Origin of the sequence: Halorubrum sp. CGM4_25_10-8A (assembly GCF_005435025.1) — an archaeon.
GTDB lineage: Archaea > Halobacteriota > Halobacteria > Halobacteriales > Haloferacaceae > Halorubrum > Halorubrum ezzemoulense.
In genome coordinates, this window is sequence record NZ_SGTX01000001.1 from 57541 (window position 1) to 80743 (window position 23203).

The 23203-nt window shown below is 65.0% G+C and carries 21 protein-coding genes and 1 pseudogene; 10 read left to right on the forward strand and 12 right to left on the reverse strand.

The genetic code is table 11. The annotated features are described in order from the left end of the window. Positions 1-22 precede the first annotated feature (22 nt). Positions 23-1465, reverse strand: coding sequence for an oligosaccharide flippase family protein (locus tag EXE52_RS00270; protein WP_137703391.1), 1443 nt, complete (start codon positions 1463-1465; stop codon positions 23-25). Positions 1466-1929: 464 nt separating this feature from the next. Here EXE52_RS00270 and EXE52_RS00275 point away from each other — a divergent pair, with 464 nt between their 5' ends. Further along, complete coding sequence (locus tag EXE52_RS00275) at positions 1930-2931, forward strand: glycosyltransferase family 4 protein (protein WP_137703392.1); 1002 nt, start codon at positions 1930-1932, stop codon at positions 2929-2931. 18 nt (positions 2932-2949) lie between these two features. Here the strand turns inward: EXE52_RS00275 and EXE52_RS00280 are convergent, their stop codons facing one another. Further along, positions 2950-4305, reverse strand: a complete 1356-nt coding sequence (locus EXE52_RS00280) for a sulfatase (protein ID WP_137703393.1) — start codon at positions 4303-4305, stop codon at positions 2950-2952. A 21-nt stretch (positions 4306-4326) separates the two neighbouring features. Next, positions 4327-5322: a glycosyltransferase gene (locus EXE52_RS00285; protein ID WP_137703394.1), complete on the reverse strand. Its 996-nt coding sequence runs from the start codon at positions 5320-5322 to the stop codon at positions 4327-4329. A gap of 75 nt (positions 5323-5397) precedes the next feature. Here EXE52_RS00285 and EXE52_RS18355 point away from each other — a divergent pair, with 75 nt between their 5' ends. Continuing rightward, complete coding sequence (locus EXE52_RS18355) at positions 5398-6351, forward strand: hypothetical protein (RefSeq protein ID WP_199239126.1); 954 nt, start codon at positions 5398-5400, stop codon at positions 6349-6351. On the opposite strand, the gene aglG is transcribed toward EXE52_RS18355, so the two are convergent. Beyond that, positions 6339-7262, reverse strand: a complete 924-nt coding sequence (gene aglG / locus EXE52_RS00295) for a glucosyl-dolichyl phosphate glucuronosyltransferase (RefSeq protein WP_137703395.1) — start codon at positions 7260-7262, stop codon at positions 6339-6341. The genes EXE52_RS18355 and aglG overlap by 13 nt on opposite strands. 144 nt (positions 7263-7406) lie before the next feature. Here aglG and EXE52_RS00300 point away from each other — a divergent pair, with 144 nt between their 5' ends. Together EXE52_RS00300 and EXE52_RS00305 are read left to right on the forward strand one after the other, a co-directional pair. Continuing rightward, positions 7407-10565, forward strand: a complete 3159-nt coding sequence (locus tag EXE52_RS00300; protein WP_137703396.1) for an oligosaccharyl transferase, archaeosortase A system-associated — start codon at positions 7407-7409, stop codon at positions 10563-10565. Positions 10566-10608: 43 nt separating this feature from the next. After that, positions 10609-11553, forward strand: coding sequence for a DUF368 domain-containing protein (locus EXE52_RS00305; protein WP_137703397.1), 945 nt, complete (start codon positions 10609-10611; stop codon positions 11551-11553). A 153-nt stretch (positions 11554-11706) separates the two neighbouring features. On the opposite strand, the gene EXE52_RS00310 is transcribed toward EXE52_RS00305, so the two are convergent. Both EXE52_RS00310 and EXE52_RS19095 read right to left on the reverse strand, forming a co-directional pair. Next, positions 11707-12117 (reverse strand): PIN domain-containing protein, encoded by a 411-nt coding sequence (locus EXE52_RS00310; protein WP_089307733.1) that lies wholly within the window; start codon positions 12115-12117, stop codon positions 11707-11709. Beyond that, positions 12081-12359, reverse strand: a pseudogene (locus EXE52_RS19095) (AbrB/MazE/SpoVT family DNA-binding domain-containing protein). Before EXE52_RS19095 ends, EXE52_RS00310 begins: the two are co-directional and overlap by 37 nt. Before the next feature lie 259 nt (positions 12360-12618). Between EXE52_RS19095 and EXE52_RS00320 the strand changes: the two are divergent. From EXE52_RS00320 to EXE52_RS00335, 4 genes are all read left to right on the forward strand, one after another. Further along, the gene (locus EXE52_RS00320; RefSeq protein ID WP_094494305.1) at positions 12619-13179 is read left to right on the forward strand and encodes a thioredoxin family protein; all 561 of its coding nucleotides are present in this window, start codon (positions 12619-12621) and stop codon (positions 13177-13179) included. A 96-nt stretch (positions 13180-13275) separates the two neighbouring features. Continuing rightward, positions 13276-13971 carry a hypothetical protein gene (locus EXE52_RS00325; RefSeq protein WP_089308089.1) on the forward strand — a complete coding sequence of 232 codons (696 nt, stop codon included), beginning with the start codon at positions 13276-13278 and terminating at the stop codon, positions 13969-13971. A 66-nt stretch (positions 13972-14037) separates the two neighbouring features. Continuing rightward, positions 14038-14454: a hypothetical protein gene (locus EXE52_RS00330; RefSeq protein ID WP_049929741.1), complete on the forward strand. Its 417-nt coding sequence runs from the start codon at positions 14038-14040 to the stop codon at positions 14452-14454. A 46-nt stretch (positions 14455-14500) separates the two neighbouring features. Then, complete coding sequence (locus EXE52_RS00335) at positions 14501-14827, forward strand: hypothetical protein (protein WP_049929742.1); 327 nt, start codon at positions 14501-14503, stop codon at positions 14825-14827. 37 nt (positions 14828-14864) lie between these two features. Here EXE52_RS00335 and EXE52_RS00340 read toward each other — a convergent pair whose 3' ends face one another. Continuing rightward, on the reverse strand, positions 14865-15179 hold the full coding sequence (locus EXE52_RS00340) for a PRC-barrel domain-containing protein (RefSeq protein ID WP_049929743.1): 315 nt from the start codon (positions 15177-15179) through the stop codon (positions 14865-14867). Positions 15180-15326: 147 nt separating this feature from the next. Here EXE52_RS00340 and EXE52_RS00345 point away from each other — a divergent pair, with 147 nt between their 5' ends. Then, positions 15327-18404, forward strand: coding sequence for an FAD-binding and (Fe-S)-binding domain-containing protein (locus EXE52_RS00345; RefSeq protein WP_089307736.1), 3078 nt, complete (start codon positions 15327-15329; stop codon positions 18402-18404). A gap of 21 nt (positions 18405-18425) precedes the next feature. On the opposite strand, the gene EXE52_RS00350 is transcribed toward EXE52_RS00345, so the two are convergent. From EXE52_RS00350 to EXE52_RS00360, 3 genes are all read right to left on the reverse strand, one after another. Then, complete coding sequence (locus tag EXE52_RS00350; protein ID WP_049929745.1) at positions 18426-18635, reverse strand: hypothetical protein; 210 nt, start codon at positions 18633-18635, stop codon at positions 18426-18428. Between the two features lie 21 nt (positions 18636-18656). Beyond that, positions 18657-19652: a DUF5787 family protein gene (locus tag EXE52_RS00355; protein WP_089307737.1), complete on the reverse strand. Its 996-nt coding sequence runs from the start codon at positions 19650-19652 to the stop codon at positions 18657-18659. Positions 19653-19749: 97 nt separating this feature from the next. Continuing rightward, positions 19750-20196: a bis(5'-nucleosyl)-tetraphosphatase gene (locus EXE52_RS00360; protein ID WP_049929747.1), complete on the reverse strand. Its 447-nt coding sequence runs from the start codon at positions 20194-20196 to the stop codon at positions 19750-19752. A 172-nt stretch (positions 20197-20368) separates the two neighbouring features. Here EXE52_RS00360 and EXE52_RS00365 point away from each other — a divergent pair, with 172 nt between their 5' ends. Next, on the forward strand, positions 20369-20701 hold the full coding sequence (locus EXE52_RS00365; RefSeq protein WP_049929748.1) for an uS10/mL48 family ribosomal protein: 333 nt from the start codon (positions 20369-20371) through the stop codon (positions 20699-20701). Between the two features lie 84 nt (positions 20702-20785). Here the strand turns inward: EXE52_RS00365 and tgtA are convergent, their stop codons facing one another. Together tgtA and EXE52_RS00375 are read right to left on the reverse strand one after the other, a co-directional pair. Continuing rightward, the gene (gene tgtA / locus EXE52_RS00370) at positions 20786-22264 is read right to left on the reverse strand and encodes a tRNA guanosine(15) transglycosylase TgtA (protein WP_089307738.1); all 1479 of its coding nucleotides are present in this window, start codon (positions 22262-22264) and stop codon (positions 20786-20788) included. An 85-nt stretch (positions 22265-22349) separates the two neighbouring features. Then, a complete protein-coding gene (locus tag EXE52_RS00375; protein WP_089307739.1) occupies positions 22350-23162 on the reverse strand; it encodes a Nif3-like dinuclear metal center hexameric protein in 813 nt (270 codons plus the stop codon). Positions 23163-23203 lie beyond the last annotated feature (41 nt).

Here is a 23203-nt window from a genome sequence, read left to right on the forward strand (position 1 = left end):
CTCGTGTATAACACAATTATTACTATAGTGGGATCTCATCGGGCAGGTTCTGACTTACAGTTTCCCTGAACTCGTGAGATATCCACAGTAAAGAAAGAAAGTACACCCCGGCCCCGCTCGGTACCAGCAATATAATGAATACAAGATTATGATTAACTACACTGTGAGTGTTTTCTACCCAGAGGCCTGCGTAAACAAAGCCTGTCATGATGCCAGCCGATATAAACTGCTTTGTTATCGCTATCACCGGGAAGTCAAAGTTAATAATCGCAGACACATATCGGTAAGCAGTAATCAAACTAATCGATACCGAAGTTGCCGTTGCGACGGCTGCGCCGACCCAGCCATACAGGTAAACGAAAATTACGTTCAGGGCCAAGTTAGCGACGACGAACGTTCCGTTCACGCGGAATGCGAGATCCGGACGGTCAACTCCATTAAGAGTATTAAGAAGTTGTGACTGATATCCCATTACGACATTTGCCAATATGAGGATAGCGAGTACAGTTGTCCCCTGTGTGAATTCTGGCCCGTAGATTCGGAGGAGACGTTCACTGAGAAGCGCGCCGCCAAACAGCCCGGGAATGAGAAATAGACCCCCGTAAGTGAGCGATTGTTCGACAATATTTTCGACAGCCTGTACATCGTCTTTCGCGGAAATTTCACTCAAGGCGGGGTATAGGGTTGATTGTAACGACCCAGTGAATATCGAGAGGAACGTCCCGATAGTCCAAGCCACGGAGTATATTCCGATAAGAGATTGTGGAACAAAGAAACCAAGCACGATGACGTCGGTATAATTGAACATGCGACCTCGGAGTCGTCCGACCCACGCGTACTTTGCAAAATCTCCTAAGCTTCTAAGATGTTGCTCCTCCGGGCGTGATAGCTCCGGGAGTTTGCGCACCACTATATATCCGCCGATACCAATAATCAAGAGGTAGGCGACAATATGCCCCATAAATAAACCAGTCACCCCCAGACCGACTGTAATGAGGCTGATATGAAGAACGCTTCGAATAAAGACCCGGACGGTACTCAGGATGTCCCGCAAATGAACAAGCTGTAACCCGACCAATAATGGGTTCACGGTTGCAGAAGCCAAGTTGCTAAAAAGAATCAGAACCAGAAATCCCGTCGCCGGAAACCCGATGTAGTCATTCAGGTATGTGCGAGTAATTAGAAACCCGACAGATAATACGACGAACAATAAAATGACTACTGTGGCACCGGCAACGGCGAATTTACCCTGATCTGACCCCTCAGAAACACGTTTCGATATCGCCCCTGAAAAACCGATAGTTCCCGCAATCGAAATCCAAGACACCACCGCTAGTGCAAGATTGTAAATTCCGAGGGGTTCGGCCCCGATCGACCTAGCAACGTACAAGGTGGCAACAAAGCCGACCGCAGCGCCAATTACCTGTGATATAAAAGAGATAGCCGAGATCTGTCCGAGCTTCATAAGTATGAGAAAAATTCACAGTTCCCGCTAAAGTCCTTTTGTTATCCATTCTAATTTTGTAGTAGTGCCAGCAGATAGAGGGTGTTTATTTCAGCCAACTCAACGAAGACAAACAGAAGAGCAGCACAGCTGACGGAGAACCCTGTCACGACCTATAGATTGGACGTTCTGATTCCCTCGGCTGCCGATCTCGTCGTCAAAACATGGCAGAAAGCGGTCTACGGCGATATTTATCCCGAACAGCAGAATCGTGGAATCGAAAAACAGCGCCGTGAGGTCGGTAGTCGCGACGCTATACGCCGGACGATCAAGTTCGCCGAGATCTCGTCGACGGGGTAGCGTACCTTTTCTATAATATGGGAGATACCTATTAATCTCGGAATACGAATAAATCGTATTCGACTATTCGTACCGACATCTTGAAGTCTGAAACCGAAGTTCCTACCCTATGAGGTATTGATGACGTGGTCAAGATTCTCCTCCTTCACACGAACGAGTCATACGCAGAAACGCTAGCCCACTACGTCTCGGCCGAGTATCCGTCATATGATGTCGATGTTGTCTCTCGCGTCCCTGTTCCGGAACGGCTTCGTGCCCTCCTCGCACGCGAGTACGACCTTATTCAGACGGACGAGTTGATAGCCAATGGAATACTCGCTACCGGTGCGTCGGCGGTCTTTGATGTCCCGCTCGTCGTCACGATTCGCGGGTGGGCGGACTACACGAACGCCCACGGACAGTACGGTTGGTTTAAAGACGCCACCATCCGGACCCGAACCCGCCTCGCTCTTCACCAAGCGTCTGAGGTGATATTCATCAGCGACACGGCTAGCGAGACGTTTCGCGAGCGGTACCCGGTTTCCCAGTACTCTGTCATCGGCCGGCCTGTCGATACCGACCGGTACGGTACCGGCCGGACGAGTGACCGGGAGACGTTTGACCTCCTCACCGTCACGAACCTACGCTACGAGGAGAAGTACGATGGCGTTCTGACGGTGTTGCGCGCCCTCCGACCGCTGTTCGAAGCGCATCCGACACTCCGATACAGAGTCGCCGGCGGCGGACAGTATCTGGACGCGCTCCGCGAGTACCTCACCGATTACGAATACGCCGACCGCGTGACCGTTCTCGGGTTCGTCGACGCCGTCGAAGACGAGTTCGCCAGCGCCGACGTGTTCGTCTACGTGAGTTTCCTCGACTCTTACGGGACCGTGGTGCTGGAAGCACAGGCCGCCGGCCTTCCCGTCATCGGGGGCGATGCGATGGGAGTCCCAGACGCAGTCGGCAAAGCTGGTGACATCTGTCCACCGACGCCCGACGGCGTCCGCGGTACGATTGAACGCCTCCTCACTGACGACGATCACCGCGAGTCGCTCGCGACCCAGAGCCGCAGGAAGATGACAACCTACAACGAGGAGCGCGCTGCTGATCACGTCGATGTCTGGGAACGCGTACTCGATACGTAGCCAGCGACCGAACCTGCGCTACTCCTGATATCCCAGGTCACGGAGGCGCTGGCGAACCTCCTCGTCCATCTCGACATCACCGATGTCCTCGCGGCTTTCGTCTAACATCGCCAGATGGTCCTCTAGCGTTCCGCGGAGGTCTGATACCACATCGAGATTTTCAGTAGATAGATCGTTCGTTTCATCCGGATCAGTAGTAAGGTCGTAAAGCTGCTCATCGCCACTCTCCTCACGGATATACTTCCAGTTCGTAGTCCGAATCGCAAACCGACGGTCATCTGTGTCGGTGTCGGCCCACTCGGCGATGACCTCTGACCGATTCCACCGGTCGTCGACCTGACTCAGCGGGTGACCCCGATAGGTTTCGGGTCGATCAACGTTCGCTTTATCCGCGAGAGTGGGTCCCAGATCCATCAATCCGACGAGATTGTCGTTTTCTCCTGTTTCCTCTCCTCCAGTCTCAATAAAAAGCGGGACGTGAACGACTTCGTCGTGGAAGGTGGCACTGTGACTGAACCCGTCGTGATCGAGGAATTCCTCCCCGTGATCGGCGGTGAACGCGATTACGAGGTCGTTGTCCCACTCCGTTTGAAGCGTCTCTATCAGCCGTTCGACTTGTGCGTCGACGTAGGAGATCTCGGAGTCGTATAGGTCGATGAGAGTGTCAAATTCGGTATCGGTTATCTCCCCCGGCGACTCTAACATCTTCCTTCGAAGCTGAACGGCGTCACGGTCGTTGACCGGTTCATCACGGAATCGCCGCTGATGCTCCGACGGCGGGACGTAGGGATGGTGGACATCCATGTAATGTACCCAGAGGAAACGAGGGTTGCTACTCGTCGAAGACGCCCAAGAGAGCGCACGGTCGGTGATTTCCTCGGCGTCAACGTAGGCAGAACCGAGCTCGATACCTGCTCGTTTCTCCGTTGCGTTGAACACCTGCTGAAGAAAACCGTAGAGACGGCCATCGGTGTCAAGATGTGTTTTAACCTCCTGTCGAAGTTTAGCGAGCGTTCCCGGATCCGATTTCGAGTCAAAGAACCGATTGAATCCCCTATCGTAGCCAAAATCAGCAGAGAGATAGAGGTTCGAGTGGAAGCCAGCGGTCTCGTAGCCTGCCTCTTTCAGAAGTTCGGCAATTGTGGTTCGTTTCGGGGAGAGTCGTTCGAATCCACCGTGCTCAAGCGCGTACGAGGACGTCATGATGGACGGGAAAGAGGGCCGAGTAGAGCAGGCATGCGAAAAAGCGGACTGGAACGTTTCGGCGCTGGCGGCGCGCTCGTCGAGATTCGGAGTCGTATCCCGATTGTAGCCGTGCCAGCCGACGTGATCCGCGCGGAGCGAATCGACCGTCACGAGAACGATGTCGCGCATATCACCGATGTCGCCCGCAGACTATTTGACGCTTTTGAGCGCTTCCGCGTAGTCCGACGCCACGCTCTTCCAACTGAAGTTCGCAGCGAACGACGCCAACGCGGAATCCGACTCTTTTTGTCCCGCGTCTTCGATTGCCCGTGCGATTGCCTCCGCTTCCGGACGTGCGAATTCTACCATTCCCTCGAACCGCTCTTCGGATCTACCAGCTAATTGAACGACGGACAAACCGGCGGCGCCGTACTCTAACATCTTGAGTGTGTGAGGATCGTCCACTAATGATATTCCGACATCGGCTAAAGAGAGGTATCCCGGCACGTCTTCGTGTGGTACGGTACCGAGATAGTGGACATTTTCGGTCTCTGATTCGGTTCGCTCTACCGCGTTCCGTAAGCTCCCTTCTCCGAGTACGATCAGAGACCATTCCGGGAGGGATTCCATCGCATCCATCATTTCTACGACGTGATATATTTGTTCGAGACCACCGACATATATCGCGATATTGTCTTGGAGCGGAAGCGACGACAGTCTGCTCCGCGCCGATTCAACTGCGTCTCGATCCGGGTCGACGAACCGATCGTAGTCAACTCCCAAACTCGTCGATCTGATCTCCTTCGCGTACCGTTCAACGCGTGATCGCTCCTCCTCGTATACGTACATGACGCAGTCCGAAAGCGCGAAGCAGACGTTTTCGGCGAACCGAACCGGGATGGAGGCACCCACTGAGTGCGTTTCACGAAACTGTCGAAGGGGGTCAACGTGATCGACGATTACGGGTTTCCCAGTGAGTTTTCCCACGAGCGTCGCGGCGAACGCACCGGCACGGGTCGTACCAATAATGACCTCGTACTGTCCACGTTCGGCGAACGCTTCCTGAGTCGTCTCCGATGTCGTGGCAACGGTTTTGACGTCGAATCCGGCTATTCGGAGATGTGATGAGATCCGCTGTCGACCGACGCTAATATTTTCGGGTTTGTCCGGGGTGAACCATCTGACACTCAAGTTCTGTTGCGACACGGATCTAGCCTCTGCGCGACGCTACGAATCAGTCGGTGATAAGCACTTATACCTCTCTCATCGGAAACACTCGATATGAATCTCCGATACGCGATCAGGGAAATCCGGAAAAACGGATTTGACCGGACGTGGTGGCGGAAACGCTTTTTCACCCATGTGGTGAGTCAGTACTTCACGAAGGTCAGAAAGCCGGACAGTGATCCCGTGACCGATCGGGAGTGGGACAATCTGATCATTTTAGATGCCTGCCGGTACGACCTCTTTCAGGAGCTGTATCAGGAAGAGCCTCTTCAAGGAGACTTACGATCGCGAACGAGTGTCCAGTCGGGAACACCTGGATTTCTCTTTGAAACGTTCGCGAACGACAAATTCCACGACATCGTGTACGTGACGGGTAATCCGTACGTGAATGCGGACTTGCCATCAGAGACATTTCACGCTGTAGAATCCGTATGGCAAGACGGGTGGGACGAGGAGTTACACACAGTTCACCCGGACACGATGGCTGAGCGGACAGTAAAGATAGCTAGACAGTATCCGGATAAGCGGATTATCAGTCACTTTCTTCAACCACACGCACCGTTTGTCGGCGACGTCAGACTCGGCCAACGAGAGACGTTCGCAATTCGTGAGCAGGCAATGGGAAACAACGAGGCGAGAACGCGCCATCAGACGCCCTTCGAACTGCTCGATGCGGGAAAGGTAACGCGCGAGGAGGTCTGGGAAGCGTACCGTTCGAATCTTGAACTCGCATGGCCCGCCGTCGAACAGCTTCTCTCGGAACTTCCGGGACTGACTGCGGTCACCGCCGACCACGGGAACGCCTTGGGAGAGCGTGCGTGGCCCTTCCCGATTCGCGTGTACGGGCACCCGCTCGGAATGTTGATCCCGGCGCTCACTCAGGTGCCCTGGCTCACGCACACCAACGAACCGCGAAAAGAGATAACTGCGGAGCCACCGGACTCCGAATCCACCACGGTCGACGAGGCGACTTCGGAACGACTTCGCATGCTCGGCTACGCCGAGTAGTTGATAACTCCGTAGAGATAGCCAAAACCAACCAGTGCGGTGAGTATATAAAGCGTCACAAGTCGCTGGAGACCCGATACAGACGGTGCTGTAACCAACCGACTGGCTCGACGCGGTGTTGCACTCATCATGAGATAGCTGAGAAACGCTCCCTCTTCCCCACCCTCATCGTCGACGAACGACTCCATCGCCCGCTTCGAGTACCCCTGCCAGAACGCCCGGTCAAGTAACCACCGGAACTCGGTCCGGTACTCGAACACCTTGTGAGCAACCTCGGCCTCCGGGTCGTACCACACGCCCTGCCCGTACTCCTCTCGCATCCGTGCGCACAGCTCGGTCTCCCCCCCTTGGAGGTTCTTGTCGCCCTTCCGCCCGCCGACGTCGACGTCGAACCCTCCCAACTCCGTGAACACATCCGCCCGAAACGAAATGTTTGAGCCGAAAGTGTTGCGCACCTCGCCCGGGCCGTCCGCGAATCCGCGATGCGTCACACCGACCAGCCAGTAGAACTCCTCGGGGAGAAACGAGGGCTTCCCGGAGATCCATTCCGGCGTCATCTTTCCGCCGGCCGCGATCGCGTCCTCCTCCTCATACGCACGGACCAGCCGCTCGGCCCACGCCTCGTTCGCCACCGCGTCGTCGTCGATGAACGCGACCACGTCGCCGGACGCCAGCTTGGCGCCGCGGTTCCGACTCGCCAGCAGCCCCACGTTCTCGTCGTTACACGCGATCACCGTGTCCTCGCGGTCGCCGTAGTCCTCAACGACGCGGTCGTACACTTCCGGCGTCCCGTCGACGACCACGACGAGCTCGACATCGTCGTACGTCTGCGCGAGGACACTGTCGGCGGCCTCGCGGAAGTGCTCGTACATGTCCAGTGTGTACGTACAGATGACGACCGAGACCTTCACACCGAGACGCTTTCGACCCGCGCGCTTAGGGTTTCCGCCTCGCTTCGGGCCCGGAACGTGTCTGCGGGTAAACACGCCCGAACACGCGCGGCGGACGCGGGTAGATGACAAGCCTTATGCGCGTTTTGACAGTGCCATGGGACAATGAGCGATTCGAACGATCCGCCGGACGAATCGGACTCGTCCCCGTCCGATCTCCTCGCGCGGTGGTATCACGTTCCCGCCCTCCTCGGGGTGGTCGCATTCATGTTGTGGACGCGACTGCGCTCGTACGGGAATTTCGTACAGAACGGCGAGGTGTACTTCCGGGGGAACGACCCGTGGTACCACCTCCGCACGACGAGTTACCTCCTCGAAAACTGGCCGAATACGCTCCCGTTCGACGTCTGGACCGGCTTCCCGCTCGGAACGAACGCCGGCCAGTTCGGTACTCTCTGGGATCACATCATGGCGGTCGGCATCTGGGTCGCCCGACCGATCATGGGCAGTACCGAGGAGGTCATGCTCGTCATGGCCCCAATCGCCGGCGCGCTCGTCGCGGTGCCGACGTACTTCATTGCGCGTCGTTTCGTTGACCGCGTGCCCGCGCTCGTCGGCGCCGCGACGCTGGCGCTGTTCTCCGGGACGTTCCTCCGGTACAGCCTCGTCGGGTTCCCGGACCACAGCGCGGCCGAGGTCCTCTTCCAGAGCACCGCTATTCTCGCGTTCCTCGTCGCGCTCGGCGTCGCCGAACGCGAGAAGCCGGTGTGGGAGCTCGTGGTCGACCAAGACTGGGACGCGCTCCGTAAACCGATCACCTACGCCGCCGCGGCCGGAGTCGCGCTCGGCCTCTACATGTGGACGTGGCAGCCGGGTATCCTGATGGTCGGCTTCACTGGGATCTTCCTCGCGGTCAAACTCACAAGCGACACCTACCACGGCAAAAGTCCCGAGCCGGTCGCGTTCGCCGGCGCGGTCGCACTGTCGGTCGCTGGCCTGATGCAGGTCATCCCGCTCGATACCTTCCGGTTCGCGGTGAGCGAGTACTCGTTCCTACAGATCGTCACGCCGCTCGCCGTCGCGCTCGGCGCCGTCTTCCTCGCGTGGCTCGCCCGTCAGTGGGAGGCGCGCGACCTCGGGAGCAATACCTACCCTGCTGCGGTCGGCGGGCTCATCCTCGCATCTGCGGGATTCGTCTGGCTTGCCCTCCCGTCGCTGTGGTCGACGGTCATTAACAGCCTCCTCAACACCGTCGCCTTCTCCGCGAGCGCTGGTGCTCGCACGATCGGCGAGGCCCAACCGCCCCTCCAAGGCGCCTCCTTCTCGAACTTCGTCCTCTCGCAGTACGGCCTCGCCTTCTTCCTCGCCCTTGCCGCAGTCCTCTACATCGTCGCGCGGCCGTTGTACCGCTCTGACGACACGAACCACACGCTATACATCCCGGCCGCGCTCGCGGTTATCGGCTCCGTCTACGCCGTCCCGCAGGCGTACAGCGCGATCGGCGGCGTCGTCGGCGTCGACTGGCAGGTGATCGGTCTCCTCATCGCCGCCGCCTTCCTCGTCGGTGCGACGCTGCTCGTCGAGTACGACGCCGAGGAGCTGTACTTCGTCGTGTGGGCGGCGTTCATCGGCAGCGCCGCGTTCACCCAAGTCCGCTTCAACTACTACTTCGCCGTCGTCGTTGCGGTCGGCACGGCGTACTTCATCCAGGTCGCGCTCGACGCAATCGAGCTCACCTCCCTCGACGCCCTCCGCGACATCGAGGGATGGCAGGTGCTGACGGCGGTCGCGGTGTTCGCTGTCCTCCTCCTCCCGCTCCTCTTCCCGGCCGCCGGCGCCGCCCCGGTCTGGGTGGAGGGCAACTCGAGCAGTCCCGGCAGCGTCGTCCAGTGGGACGAGAGCCTCCAGTGGATGAACGACGAGACGCCCGCGCCGGGCGAGCTCGAGGGCGCCGACGACCCCATGGAGCTGTACGGCACCTACGAGCGGCCGGCCGACGGCGACTTCGAGTACCCCGAGGGCGCGTACGGCGTCCAGTCGTGGTGGGACTACGGCCACTGGATCACCACGCGCGCCGAGCGCATTCCGAACGCCAACCCGTTCCAGCAGAACGCGGGCGAGGCGGCCGACTACCTGCTCGCACCGAGCGAGGAGGAGGCCGCGGAGGTGCTCGCGAGCCAGAGCACCGAGGGCAACGAGACCCGCTACGTCATGGTCGACTGGCAGATGGCGTCGCCGAACTCCAAGTTCAACGCGCCGGTCACCTTCTACTCGGGGAACGAGACGGTCAACGACTTCAACGAGCTACTCTACGAACGGGTCCAAGGGCAGAACGGGCAGCAGGGAGGACTCCGGCCGGCCCTCCAGACGCGCACCCAGCGCTACCACGAGAGCCAGATGATCCGGCTCTACCAGCACTACGGGAGCGCGGTCGAGCCGGACCCGGTCGTCCTCGACTGGGAGCCGCAGACGGCACAGACCCAGTCCGGCGAGCAGGTCGATATCAAGGTCCTGCCGAGCGAAGGACAGCCGGTCCAGCGGTTCGACAACCTCTCTGCCGCGCGGTCATACGTCGAGGAAGACGGCTCGGCGCAGATCGGCGGCGTGATGGGCGTCCCGACGGACCGCATCGACGCGCTCGAACACTACCGGTTGGTCCACGCCACGCAGGCGCCGGGTCGGTCTCCGTACGCCCAGCAGGCGCAGATACTCGCCCAGCGGTTCGGCGTCGACCTCCGGGCGACGTTCGGTCAGTCGCTGTTCGGCGCGTTCAGCGACGACTTCGTCAAGACGTTCGAGCGGGTGCCGGGCGCGACCGTCGAGGGATCGGGCGCGGCCCCCGGTCAGGAGGTCGAGGCGACGGTCGAACTCGAGAAGCCGAACGGACAGACGTTCGAGTACACGCAGTACGCGACCGCGGACGACGACGGGAACTTCGAGTTCACGCTCCCGTACTCGACGACGGGGTACGACGAGTTCGGCCCCGAGAACGGGTACACGAACACGAGCGTCCGCGCGACCGGCCCGTACAATGTCACCACCGAGCGAACGACCGGCGACGACCTCTACACTACACAGCGCGTCGGCCAAGTCGAGGTGACCGAGGGCCAAGTCGTCGGCGCCGACGACGCCGCAGCCACCGTCGAACTCGAAGAGCAAATCGTGGACTGTCCGAGCGGCGACGCCGACTGCCCGGTCGGCGGCGGGAGTGACGGCGGCGGCTCGACGAACTCGACCGACGCGGGATCGCCGCTCGGCGCCGAGCCGACCGCGGCGACGACCGCGAGCGGACTGGTCGCCCCCACCGAGCCCGCGGCCGCCTGATCTCGGGTCTTTCATTACGGACGCTCCGCTTTTTATCGTACGAATGGCCGGACTCCGCGACTGGGCGACGCTGTATCTGAAGGGCGTGGCGATGGGCAGCGCCGACGCCGTCCCGGGCGTCTCCGGCGGCACCATCGCCCTGATCGTCGGGATCTACGAGCGCCTGATCGCGGCGGTCACCGCGGTCGACCCCGAGCGAGCGCGCCGCGTGCTCGCGGGCGTGCGGCCCGGACGCCGCGCCGACGCTCGGGCCGCGTTCCGGGAGGTCGACGGCGCCTTCCTCCTCGTGCTGGGGGGTGGGATCGGGACCGCGGTCGTGACCGTGTTGAGCGCGGTGAACCGCCTGCTCGCCACGCAACCGGTGGCGACGTACGGCTTCTTCTTCGGGCTGATCGCGGCGAGCGCCGCGGTGTTGCTCGGCGATGTCGACCTCTCGACGCCGCGCCGGAAGTCCGCCGCAGTCGCCGGGTTCGCGCTCGCGTTCCTCGCGTCGGGCGTCGCCGCGACCGCGCTCGGGAGCTCGCTGCCGGTCGTCTTCGTCGCCGGGGCGGTCGCGGTCAGCGCGATGGTGCTGCCGGGGATCTCGGGTTCGCTGCTGCTTATCGTCCTCGGCCAGTACGAGTACATGTCCGGCGTCGTGTCTCGATTCGTCGACGGCGCGGGCGCGCTCGCGCTCGGAAACGGGGGAGACGCGCTCGTCGAGACGCTGCCGGCGGTGGCGGCGTTCCTGCTCGGCGGCGTCGGCGGGCTCTTCACGATCGCCCACGCCGTCCGATACGCGCTGGCCCGGGCGCGGGCCGCGACGCTCGCCTTCCTCGTGAGCCTGATCGTCGGGGCGCTGCGCGCGCCGCTCGTGGAGGTGTCCGCCCGGCTGGCCGAGAGCGGCGAGTCGTGGCGGGCGGCCGCCCCGCGGTTCGCGCTGGCGGCGCTCGTCGGTGCCGGGCTCGTGGCCGTTCTGAATCGTTACTCCGCGGCGATCGAGTACTGAGCGGCGGGTCCGGTCGCGGCCAAGAAGGGAAAGCGGGTCACAGCTAGTCTGCCGTCACCAACCACCCCCAAATGGGTGGCCTTGTCGGTGGCCCGGGTTCTGGCCGACCTTACAGAGAACAGAGGGGAGAGCCCACAACAGTCGTGGAGGAAGTCAAGCTGGTTCGGTCCGGAACCGAGTGATCGGAACATCGATGACATCGTCGTAGCCGTCGTCGGCACCGACCAACAGCACCCCGCTGACGTGGGCTGCTGTCCCGAGCGCAAAAGCATCACCGAGTGCTGGCGAGTAGCGGAATTTGAAGTCGGCTGCTCGCGCCCATGTCTGTTCGGTGTCGATGCGACGGATGCCACTTTCCTCGAGGACGTCGACGACGGCATCAGCCCGGTCCTCGCCGTCGATTGCCCGCACGATATAGTGGACCTCGGCAAGATTGATCGCCGAGATGTAACCGTCTGCTGCGCCTTCAATGGCGTCAACGTACGTCTCGACGGTGTCGCTCCCTGGTTCGTTACAAAAACACGCGATTAGTGGTTCAGCGTCGAAGACGATCGTTTCGGGAATCTCAGCGCAGTCCGTCGTTCGTCAGCCTCGTCGTCACCGGCGTAGCGCTGTCGCAACTCTTCTTCACTGGCTTTGTCCGGTGTACGTTCCTCTTGGAGGCGCTCCGTTGCTGAGCGCCCCTGCTCATCGGTTTTTCATTCCAAAACCCCACGCAGGTCTGTAACCGAGCGGATGGGGCGGACAACGATGTCGCCCTCTTCAGTGCGAATGAACTTCACACGGCCGGGCGTGTCGATACCCAACTCCTCACGGAACTACTTCGGGATTGTGGCTTGCCCGCGCGACGATACGGACACCACCTTTTCAGACTCCGTCTCGCTCATACTATTTCTTATTAATACTTTTGTTTGGTCATATAAAACGCTAGCGTTGAGTTAGGTAGTTAATAGATCAGATCGGACATTGACTCGCCGGTCTCGAGTGTGCGGCCCGTCGTGGACCCTGACTCGACACCTAGAGTAGCTCGCAACGCCTTTTCAGTGTCCGCCCGTACGGCCGCGTATGGTCCAGATGGAATCCGACTCGGAACTCGACCGCGACGACGCCGCGCCCGACTTCGAACTGCCCGGCGCGGACGGCGAAACCCACGCGCGCGACGACTTCGAGACGGACGCGCTGCTCGTCGTGTTCACGTGTAATCACTGCCCGTACGCGAAGGCGAAGATCGACCTGCTGAACGAGCTTGCGGCCGAGTACGACGACCTCGCGGTCGTCGGGATCAACCCCAACGACGCCGACGCATACCCGGAGGACTCCTTCGAGGCGATGCGCGAGGCCGTCGCCGACGGCACCGTCGCGTACGACGCGTACCTTCGCGACGAGACCGGCGAGGTCGCGGCCGCCTACGACGCCGTCTGTACGCCCGACCCGTTCCTCTTCGGCCGCGAGGACGGCGAGTGGCGGCTGCGCTACCACGGCCGGCTCGACGACGCGCTCAACCCCGACGACGAGCCGACAGAGTTCTACATCCGCGACGCAGTCGACGCCGTCCTCGCGGGTGAGGACGTCGAGATTCCGGACCGGCCCTCGCGCGGCTGCTCCATCAAGTGGCCCGGCGAGTAGCGGACGGTAGTGAGCGACCGACGCCCTCCCGAAGTCGGAACGCCGCACTAACAGAGACGACTTAACAAGGGACCGGGTCGAACGGGTGGTATGAGCATGAAAGGCGACGAGCCGGACCTCCACGAGATCGACCGGTACGACGGCGGCGTCGGCTGGATCGCGTACCCCGACGAGACGATGGAGCGCGCGAGCCACGCGTTCGCGGTCGAGAACGAGGAGGCGGACGCGGACGACGTGTGGGTCGTCGACCCGGTCGACGCGCCCGGTGTCGAGGACCTCCTCGACGGGCTTGGCTCCGTCGCCGGCGTCGTGGTCGGACTGGACCGCCACGTGCGCGACAGCGGCGAACTCGCCGCCCGCCACGACGCCCCGGTGTACGTCCCCGAGTGGATGACCGGCGTCACCGAGGATCTCGGCCCCGATGTCGACGTCGAGCGGTTCGGGTCGCGGCTCGCGGACACCGGCTTCGAGGCGATCCGGATCCGCGACTCGTCGGTGCCGCCGTGGCAGGAGGTCGGGCTCTTCGACGGCGAGACGCTGATCGTCCCGGAGTCGCTCGGGTCCGCGTCGTACTTCCGCGGCGACCGCGAGCGCCTCGGCGTCCACCCGATGCTGCGGCTCACCCCGCCGACGAGCGCGCTCTCCGGGCTCGACCCCGAGCGCGTGCTCGTCGGTCACGGCGTCGGCGTCCACGAGCGAGCCGCGGTCGCCGTCGAGGACGCCATCTCGGACTCGCGGCGCAAGGCGCCCGGGCTGTACGCGAAGACGCTCGCGTCCGCGCTGCCGTTCTGAACGCGACCGAGCGGGACGACCCGTGCGTGTCCTTTTGCCAATCCGTCCCATAGCGGAGGTCGAACAGTGATCTACGTCACCCGCGACCTACTGGCCGTACTCCGCGAGCGCGCCGCGAGCGAGGACCCAGACGGTGTGAACGTCCGGCTCTCCGCGACGCCGGCCGGCGAGTTCGAGGCCGACATCGGGCTCGACCCGGAGACGCCGGTGGTGACTCACTTCACACTGCCGTCGGTCGGGAATTCGGTCAACTCCGTGTTCGGCGTCGACCTCGGCACGCCGGCCGGCGAGGGGGGCGCGCGGTTCCTCTCGCACCCGGACGGGTTCCTCGGGGTGTCGCGCACCGACGACCTCGCGGCCGTGGTGATCGTCGCCGTCCCGCCGTACGACGGCGACTCTGTCGCGGCCTTCGACCGCTCCGGAACGGGAGTCGAACTGGCGGTCGTCGACGCCGCTCCGCCGAGCGAATCCGTGCCGGAGTGAGCGGAGAACAGGGGTTTCAAGCCGTCGGAGGGAATACCCCGGCGTAATGGCAGCACGGCCACCCGGCGGCGGCGACACGAAAGAGCCCGAGGCTATCGAGTTCGGTATCGCCGCGCTCGACGCCCGGCTCGACGAGGCGGACGTGTCGTTCCCCGCGACGACCGCGGAGCTCCGCGACGCGCTGGGCGATCAGGAGGTTCCCTACGACGCGCAGGGGCGCTCCCTCGCGCTCGCGGACGCGCTCGACCGCGTGCCGCAAGAGAAGTTCGAGAACGAGACCGAGTTCCTCGACGCCCTGTACCCGGTGTTCGACGAGGCGCGCCGCGAGGAGCGCGGCGTGATCGCCAGCCTCCGCGACGCGTTGCCGTTCTGAGCGGGAGCCAAGGGGGTCTGGGAGCGGCCGGCCGCGCCTAGCGCGCCTCCGAGCGCGCCTCGACCTCCGGCGCCTCCTCGTCGGGCTCGCCGGCGTCGTATCGTTCGATGACGTCGTTGATTAGGACGACGTCGCCGACGGCGCGGACCCAGCGGTACGGAACGATGACGCCGGTCGAGCCGCCCACCTGCCCGGCGAACAGCTCGTGGTTGAGTTCGGCGAGCGCGAGTCCGGTCACGGCGCGGGCGTCCAGATCGAGCTGGATGTCCTCGACTTCGCCGACGAAGACGCCGTTGCTCGAGTACACCTCGCGACCGACGAGCGACGTGATCTCCTCGGGGGCTGCGTTCATACTCGGTACGGTCACGAGCGCGCCTATTAAGCGTTCGTTGTCGAACGACGCGCGTCGGACGGTGAGCGCGGGCTGGTCCCGCGGCCCGGGTTCCCGCCGCGCGCCGACGGCAGGAGGTTTTTCATAATTCGACCGTGAGGGATTCGTATGGCGACGAACACCTCGGAGCCGGACCCGACAGACGGCGGGGACTTCGACTACACCGGCGGGACGGTGGAACGGCCGGATCTCGTCGACGCGCTCGATCGCCGAGTGGACGGCGACGTGCGGTTCGACGACTACTCGAAGCGGCTGTACGCGACCGACGCCTCGGCGTACGAGGTCACGCCGATCGGCGTCGTGATCCCGGAGTCGACCGCGGACGTGGCCGCGGTCCACGAGTACTGCTTCGAGGAGGGGATCCCCGTCCTCCCCCGCGGCGGCGGTACCTCGCTCGCCGGCCAGACCGTGAACGAGGCGGTCGTCCTCGACCTGACCGACGAGATGGACGGCGTGCTGTCGACGGACCCCGACGCGGAGACCGCCCGCGTTCAGGCTGGCGCGTACGTGGGCGACCTCAACGCCGCGGTCGAACCGGCCGGGCTGAAGTTCGCACCCGACCCGGCGTGGCGCGACAAGTCCGCGGTCGGCGGGGCGATCGGCAACAACTCCACCGGCGCGCACTCGCTGAAGTACGGCAAGACGGACCACTACGTCGAGGAGTTGGAGGTCGTCCTCGCCGACGGCACCGTGACGACGTTCGGCGAGGTGGCGGTCGAGGAGCTCCGCGAGTCAGCGGACCCCGACGCCGACGGGCTCCTCCCGAGGATCCACGCCGAGGTCGTGCGGATCCTCGACGAGGAGGCCGACGAGATCGACGAGCGCTTCCCGGAGCTGAAGCGGAACGTTTCCGGCTACAACCTCGACCGCCTGCTCGCCGAGTACCGCGGCGAGCACGGCGAGGAGGGCGTCGTCAACCTCGGCCGCCTCATGGCCGGCAGCGAGGGGACGCTCGCGACCGTGACTGAGGCGACCGTCTCGCTCGTCGAGATCCCGGAGACGAAGGCGGTCGCGCTGCTGACCTACGAGGACCTCCTCGACGCGATGGAGGACGTCGCCGCGTGCCTCGAACACGACCCCGCCGCCGTCGAGGTAATGGACGACGTCCTCCTCGGGCTCGCGGCCGACACGCCGGAGTTCGAGGACGTCGTCGGAATGTTACCCGACGGCACCGACTCCGTGCTGCTCATCGAGTTCTACGCCGAGGACGACGCGACGGGAGAACAGAAGGTCGCGGACCTGATCGCGGACCGGGTCGGCGCGGCCGACGGCGCCGCGGGAGCCCGCGTCGAGACGACGACAGACCCGAGCGCGGGCGCCGCAGAGACGACGAGCCACCCTCGCCGCGCAGTCGACGCGCTGGAGGCGCACGACCCGGACGAGCGCGACCGGTTCTGGAAGATGCGGAAGGCGGGGCTACCGATCCTCCTCTCGCGCACCACCGACGAGAAGCACATCTCCTTCATCGAGGACTGCGCCATCCCGCCGGAACACCTCCCGGAGTACACCCGCGAGTTCCAAGAGATTCTGGAGGACAACGACACCTTCGCCACCTTCTACGCGCACGCCGGCCCGGGTGTGTTACACATCCGTCCGCTCATCAACACGAAGGAGGTCGACGACGTGGAGGCGATGCTCGACATCGCCGACCGCGTCACCGACGCGGTGGTCCGACTCGGCGGCTCCGTCTCGGGCGAACACGGCGACGGCCGCGCGCGGACCCAGTGGAACCGGAAGCTGTACGGCGACGACCTCTGGGAGTCGTTCCGCGACCTCAAGACCGCGTTCGATCCCGACTGGCTGCTCAACCCGGGCAACGTCTGCGGCGACGTCGACATGGGCGAGAACCTCCGGTTCGACGCCGACTACGAGTACGACGCCGGGTTCGACCCCGCGATGGAGTGGGCGGTCGACAACGGGATGCAGGGGATGGTGGAGCTCTGCCACGGCTGCGGCGGTTGCCGCGGCCCGCAGGAGACCACCGGCGGCGTGATGTGTCCCACTTACCGCGCCTCCGAGGAAGAGGTCCAGTCGACCCGCGGGCGGGCGAACATGCTCCGCGGGGCCATCTCCGGCGAGCTCCCGGACGACCCGACGGACGACGAGTTCGTCACCGAGGTGATGGACCTCTGCGTCGGCTGTAAGGGGTGTAAGGTGGACTGCCCGAGCGGCGTCGACATGGCGAAGCTGAAGGCGGAGGTCGAGCACGCCCACCACGAGAAGCACGGGATCGATCTGCGGACGCGGCTGCTCGGACGCTTCGAGTCGCTCGCGCCGCTCGCCTCGAAGCTCGCGCCGCTCTCGAACCTCCCGAACAAGATCCCCGGGAGCGGGCTCATCGCGGAGAAGGCGCTCGGGATCGCGAGGGAGCGGGACCTCCCCGAGTTCCGCTCTGAGACCCTCGTCGACTGGTTCGAAGCCCGCGGCGGCGCGGGCGTCTCGCGCGAGGAGGCCGACCGCGACGTGCTGCTGTTCCCCGACGTGTACACGACCTACACGAACCCCGGCGCGGGGAAGGCCGCGGTGCGCGTGCTGGAGGCCGCGAACTGCCACGTCGAGATCCCGGACGTCGACGGGAGCGGGCGGCCGCCACACTCGAAGGGGATGCTCGACGTGTCGCGCGCGACGGCGAGGGACGCCGTGGAGACGCTCGCCCCCCGGGTCCGGAATGACTGGGAGGTGGTCGTCGTCGAACCGTCCGACGCCGTGATGCTCCAGTCCGACTACCACGACCTGCTCGACGGCGAGGCCAGCGACGTGCCGGACGAGGACGTGGCCGCCGTCTCGGAGAACGCCTACGGCGTCATGGAGTACGTCGACGCCCACCGGCTCGACGAGACTCTCTCCCTCGACGCCCCGACGGAGTCGCTCACCTACCACGGTCACTGTCACCAGAAGGCGACGAAGAAGGACCACCACGCGGTCGGCGTCCTCCGGCGCGCGGGCTACGGCGTCGACCCGCTCGACTCCTCCTGTTGTGGGATGGCGGGCTCGTTCGGCTATGAGGCCGAGCACTACTCGATGAGCAAGGCGATCGGCGAGAACCTCTTCGAGCAGGTGGACGCCAGCGACGGCGACGGTCTCGTCGCCCCCGGAACGTCCTGCCGGACGCAGCTGGAGGAGGGGCCGGGCGAAGTGCCGGAGCCGTCGCATCCCGTGGAGAAGCTGGCGGCCGCGCTGGCGTAGGGGGACGGCTCGTTCGGGCGGTCACCCGGCGTCAGACCACACGTTCGCCCCGGCGAGCGCGATGAGGTACGAGAACGCCGGGAACGTCACCGCGACCACGGCGAGAAACGCCGGGTCAAGCCCGCCGGGGTCCTCGGAGAGCCAACCGGTGTACTGGAGGACCCCAAGCGTGAGGACCACGACGGCCGTGTTGAGCGCGTACTCGGAGAGCGGAGGGTTCGGGAACCGCATGCGACCTGCTGGCGCCCTCGGTCACTCAACGCTTTCGACCCGATCTCGTTCGCGCTCGCGACGCCGCGCCAGCAGCCGCTCGATACCCTTCCCCGGTCCGCCCTCGATCGGCCACCCATTCGTGCGCCACTGCGGGGGTTCCGGCGAGAACTCCGGACAGGACCCCGAACACTCCCGCGCGGTGGGGACCTTCCCCTTCGCCGCGCAGTAGGGGACGAGCGCGCGCCCCTCGCGGCGGAGTTCGAAGTGTCGGCAGTCCGGCCGCATCGTGTCGTGGAAGGTGCGCCACCCCTTCCCGTAAGCGCGCTCGGCGATCTCTAGGCGGAGCGTCTCCGTCGCGGCGTCACGTCGCTCACCCGGTCCGGGAGAGAGGGCGCTCGGGTGCCACGCCACGTCGACCGCGTCGGCGTCGACGCCCGCGGAGAAGTCGGTCGCGAGGACCCCGGCCTCGACGGGCATCTCGCGGAGGAGGGCGGGCTCGACGCGTTCACCGGTCGTCTCGGTCGCGAGCCAGACCTCGTCGGCGAGCGCGGTCTCGACGTCGTGTTCGAGCTGGTCGGCGAGCCTGTCGGCCGCGCTGGCGTCTAGGTCCGGCTTGTTCTCGACCGCGACGATCCGCTCGACCCAGTCCGGATACGGTCGCTTGCGGCGGATCTGGATCCGGTTCCCGTCGCGCCGCTTCTCGATCAGGCCGCGGCCCGCCGCCCGGTGGACCGCCTGTCGAACGTAGCGCCACGGGTAGCCGGGGTCGGGCAGCGCGTCGCGGTACCACGCCCACGCGGCGGGCGCGCCGCGGACGACGTGGAGGAGGTCGGAGTCGATGGCCCGGTCGCCGAACGCGCGCCGCCGTTCGAACGCCGCGGGGTCGACCTCGATCACGACGGTGTCCCAGCGGCGCGCCTGCGTGCCGAGCTGGCGGGCGACGAGCGCGGGACGGCGTCCCTCGCTCGGGTGCCACTCCAGCTCGGCGTACCGACAGACCAACAGCTCGTAGCCGAACTCGGCGTCGGGCGTCACTGTCCACACCGTCGCGGGGCGCGGACAAAAGCGAAACGCTCGGGGCGGGGGCGCCCGCTGTCGGCCGATCGATCGCGCGCCCGTCCCCGCCCCCCGATCAGACGTACTTCCCGTCCTCCTCGTCTTTCCGCTCGTCGAGGTACACGTGGGCCTCCTCGAGGATCTCGCGCGGGCCGTCTTGGGTGATCGTGTTGAGCGCCTGGTCGTAGTCGCGCCACTGGAGGTCGCGGTGCTCCTTCGAGAGTTCGGCGCTCGCCTCGAACGAGCGGGCGATGAACAGGTGGACCGTCTTGTGGATGGTCTTGCCGTTCGCCTCGAACACGTAGTCGTACTCCTCGCGGAACCCGTCGATCAGCCGGAAATCCTCGATCCCGGCCTCCTCGCCGACTTCTCGTATCGCCGTCTGCTGGAGCTCCTCGTCCCCCTCGACCCCGCCTTTGGGGAACTCCCAGTCCCCCGGTCGGCTCTTCAGGAGCAAGTACTCCCGTTCGCCGCGGGTATCGCGGAAGAGGATGGCTCCGGCACTGGTCGCTTCGACCGTCATTGGCCGCAGGTAAGCGATCACCCCTAAAGAGCGTGTCGGACTCCCGAACGGATCCGAACGGCTCGGCCGCGTCGACCGGTCTTCGGCCGGATTCGCGGCGGGGTCTCGCGCGGCGACCGCGGGTAGGTGCGTTTTTACCGCTCCGGCGGTCATTCACGCACGACCCCCAGCCATGACCTTCGTCACGAAACTCCACTTCGCGTCCGGCGACCGCGACGTGCTCGCCGAGACCGTCCAAGAGCTCAAAGAGACGCTCGAACGCAAGGGCGCCGAGTGTAAGGGCCCGCACGCGAGCCCCTCGGAGCGCGTCACCGTGCCGCTGTACAAGGACCTCTCACCGGGCGACGAGTTCTCGCCGTGGCGCTACGACGTGTATCACCGCTCGATGGAGATCCACGGCGCCGACGACATCGCGCGGTCCGTCGTCGCGCGCGGCTTCCCCGACTCGATCCACGTCGAGGTCGAGGTCGGCCAGAAGAAACCGCTCGGTCACCGGCGCGACTGAGTCGCTCGACGCCGCCGAACCGACCGACGACTCCGGTCACGGCTGCGGTTTTCGCCGCGTCGGAATCCACGCGCCAGCGCCGGCTCAACCGAGCGTCCGGAGGTTCTCCGTCTCGACGCGGTCCGGCAGCCGCGCCAACGCGGCGTCGCACCACGCGTCGTGCCCGAGCGTGAGCGTCGTCTCCGGGTTCGCCGCCGCGAGCGCGGCCACACCCGCCGCCGCGGCGACCTGCGCCGCATCGTCGGTCCGCTCCGGAACCTCGGCGGTGAGCGGGTACGTCTCCGAGAGCGCGGGCGGATACGGCCCGAACGGTGGCTTCACGCGCCACACCGCGTCGTACGCGTGATTCGAGGGGGCCTTCGACTCGGTGAGCAGGAGGTCGTCGGGCGCCGCCAGCCGATCGAGTCGGTCGTGGTGTCGCATCACCTCGGGGCGACGGGCCGCCTCCCGTGAGGTGTAGAAGAACGCGTCCTTCGACCCGGGGTCGGTCCGCTCCAGTTCGTCGGCGTGGTCGAGCAGCGCGCGGTAGCCGTCGAGCATCGCCGGGTGGCCGCGGGCGCGGCGGTCGACCAGCTCCAGCAGCGTCCCCGAGCGGATCGCCTCCTTCACGCGGCGCAGTTCCTCGAAGGTGACGTGGAGGTTGTGCTCGGCGAGCAGCCGCTCCGCCTCGCCGTCGTCGAAGCCGCGGAGGTCCGCCGGCTCGTGGTCGGCGCACACGGGACACGAGCAGGGGAAGTAGTCGAGCGCTTCGAGGTGTTCGGTGCCCGAGACCGTCAGGTAGCGGCCGTCGCGGGCCATCAGCGCGTACGCGGCCGAGTCGAACAGATCGCAGCCAGCAGCCACCGCGAGCGCCAGCATCATCGGGTGGCCGGCCCCGAACAGGTGGACCGGCGCCCCCGGCCCGAGCCCGTGCTTCGCCGCGCGCACCGCCTCGACCACCTCGGCGTAGCGGTACGAGTTGAGCAGCGGCACCATCGCCCCGACCGGGAACACGTCGAGGTCGGTCGCGGCCGCGTGGCGCCCCGCCTCCTCGCGGAGGTCGGCGTACGTCGCCCCCTGGACCGGCCCGTTGACGAGCATCTCGCCGGTCTCGGCGGCCTCGGCGTCTGCGAGCGCCCGCTTCGTCGTCTCGAGCTCTGACTCGGCGCGCTCGCGGTCGGCGTCCGGGGGCGTCGGCACGTCGACGGGCGTCGCCACGTCGCTGCCGATCTGTCGCTGGAACTCGATTATCTCCTCGGTCGTCACGTCGATGTCGCCGTACTCGGCCAGCTGGAAGGAGCCCGAGTCGGTCATGATCGCGCCGTCGAAGCCGAGGAACTCGTGGAGCCCCTCGTCGAGCACGCGGTCGCGGATGCGGTCCGTGCTGCGGATGATGTAGGAGTTCGTGATCAGCATCTCCGCGCCGAACTCCTCGCGGAGCCGCTCCGGCTCGATCGTGAGCACGTTGGGGTTGACCACGGGCAGGAGCGCCGGCGTCTCGACCGTGACGTCGGCGCGGGGGACCGTCAGCCGACCGATCCGCCCGGCGGCGTCGTGGTCCCGGATCTCGAAGTGATCGCGCATACCCGGACTGCGCGGACGCGAGCGGTAAGGGTTGCGTTCGGCGGCGAGCGCGCCCGCAGGGGCCGCCGCCCGGCGCGGGCGGGGCTCAGAGCCCGGTCGGATGCGAGAGGTACGTCGTCTCGACGCCCCAGTCGGCGGTCAGCGACTCCAGCGCCCGAACGCCGAACGTCTCCGTCGCGTAGTGGCCGGCGAGGAAGACTGTCAGCCCGGCCTCGCGGGCGTCGTGGTACACCTGTTGTTTCCCCTCGCCCGTGATCAGCGCGTCCGCGCCCGCCGCGACCGCCTCGTCGAGCCAGTCGACCCCGGAGCCGGTGACGACCGCGACCCGTTCGACCTCGTCGGGCCCGAAGTCCAGGACGCGCGTGGGCGACGGCTCGCCGTCCGGTTGGCCCTCGAACCCGTCGAGCGTCTCGCGGAGCGCGTCCGCCGAGCGCGGCGCCGCCGTCTCCCCGATCGTGCCGATCGTCACCGGGCCGATCTCGCCGAAGGGGTCGCGGTCTTCGAGTCCGATCTCGGTGGCGACGCCCGCCGCGTTGCCCAGTTCCCGGTGGCCGTCGAGCGGGAGGTGCGAGACGTACAGCGCGATGTCGTGCTCGATGAGCGCCGCGATCCGGTCGTGGACGCGACCGGTCACGCGTTCGATGCCGCCCCACGAGAGCCCGTGGTGGACCACGAGGACGTCGGCGCCCGCGTCCGCGGCGGCCTCGATTGTCGCCGTCGCGGCGTCGACCGCGAAGGCGACCCGTTCGACCTCGGGGTCGTCGGCGGGTCCGGTGCCCGGGCTAGCGGCCTCGCCGCCCGGGCCGACCTGAAGGCCGTTCGCGCTCGCGTCGACGTCGGCGTACGCGGCCGTGTCGAGCTCCTCGTCGAGTCGGTCGACGTACTCGGAGAGCCTCATACCGGTCGGTGTGCGCGTCGGCGAATAAAGGGCGCGGAGCG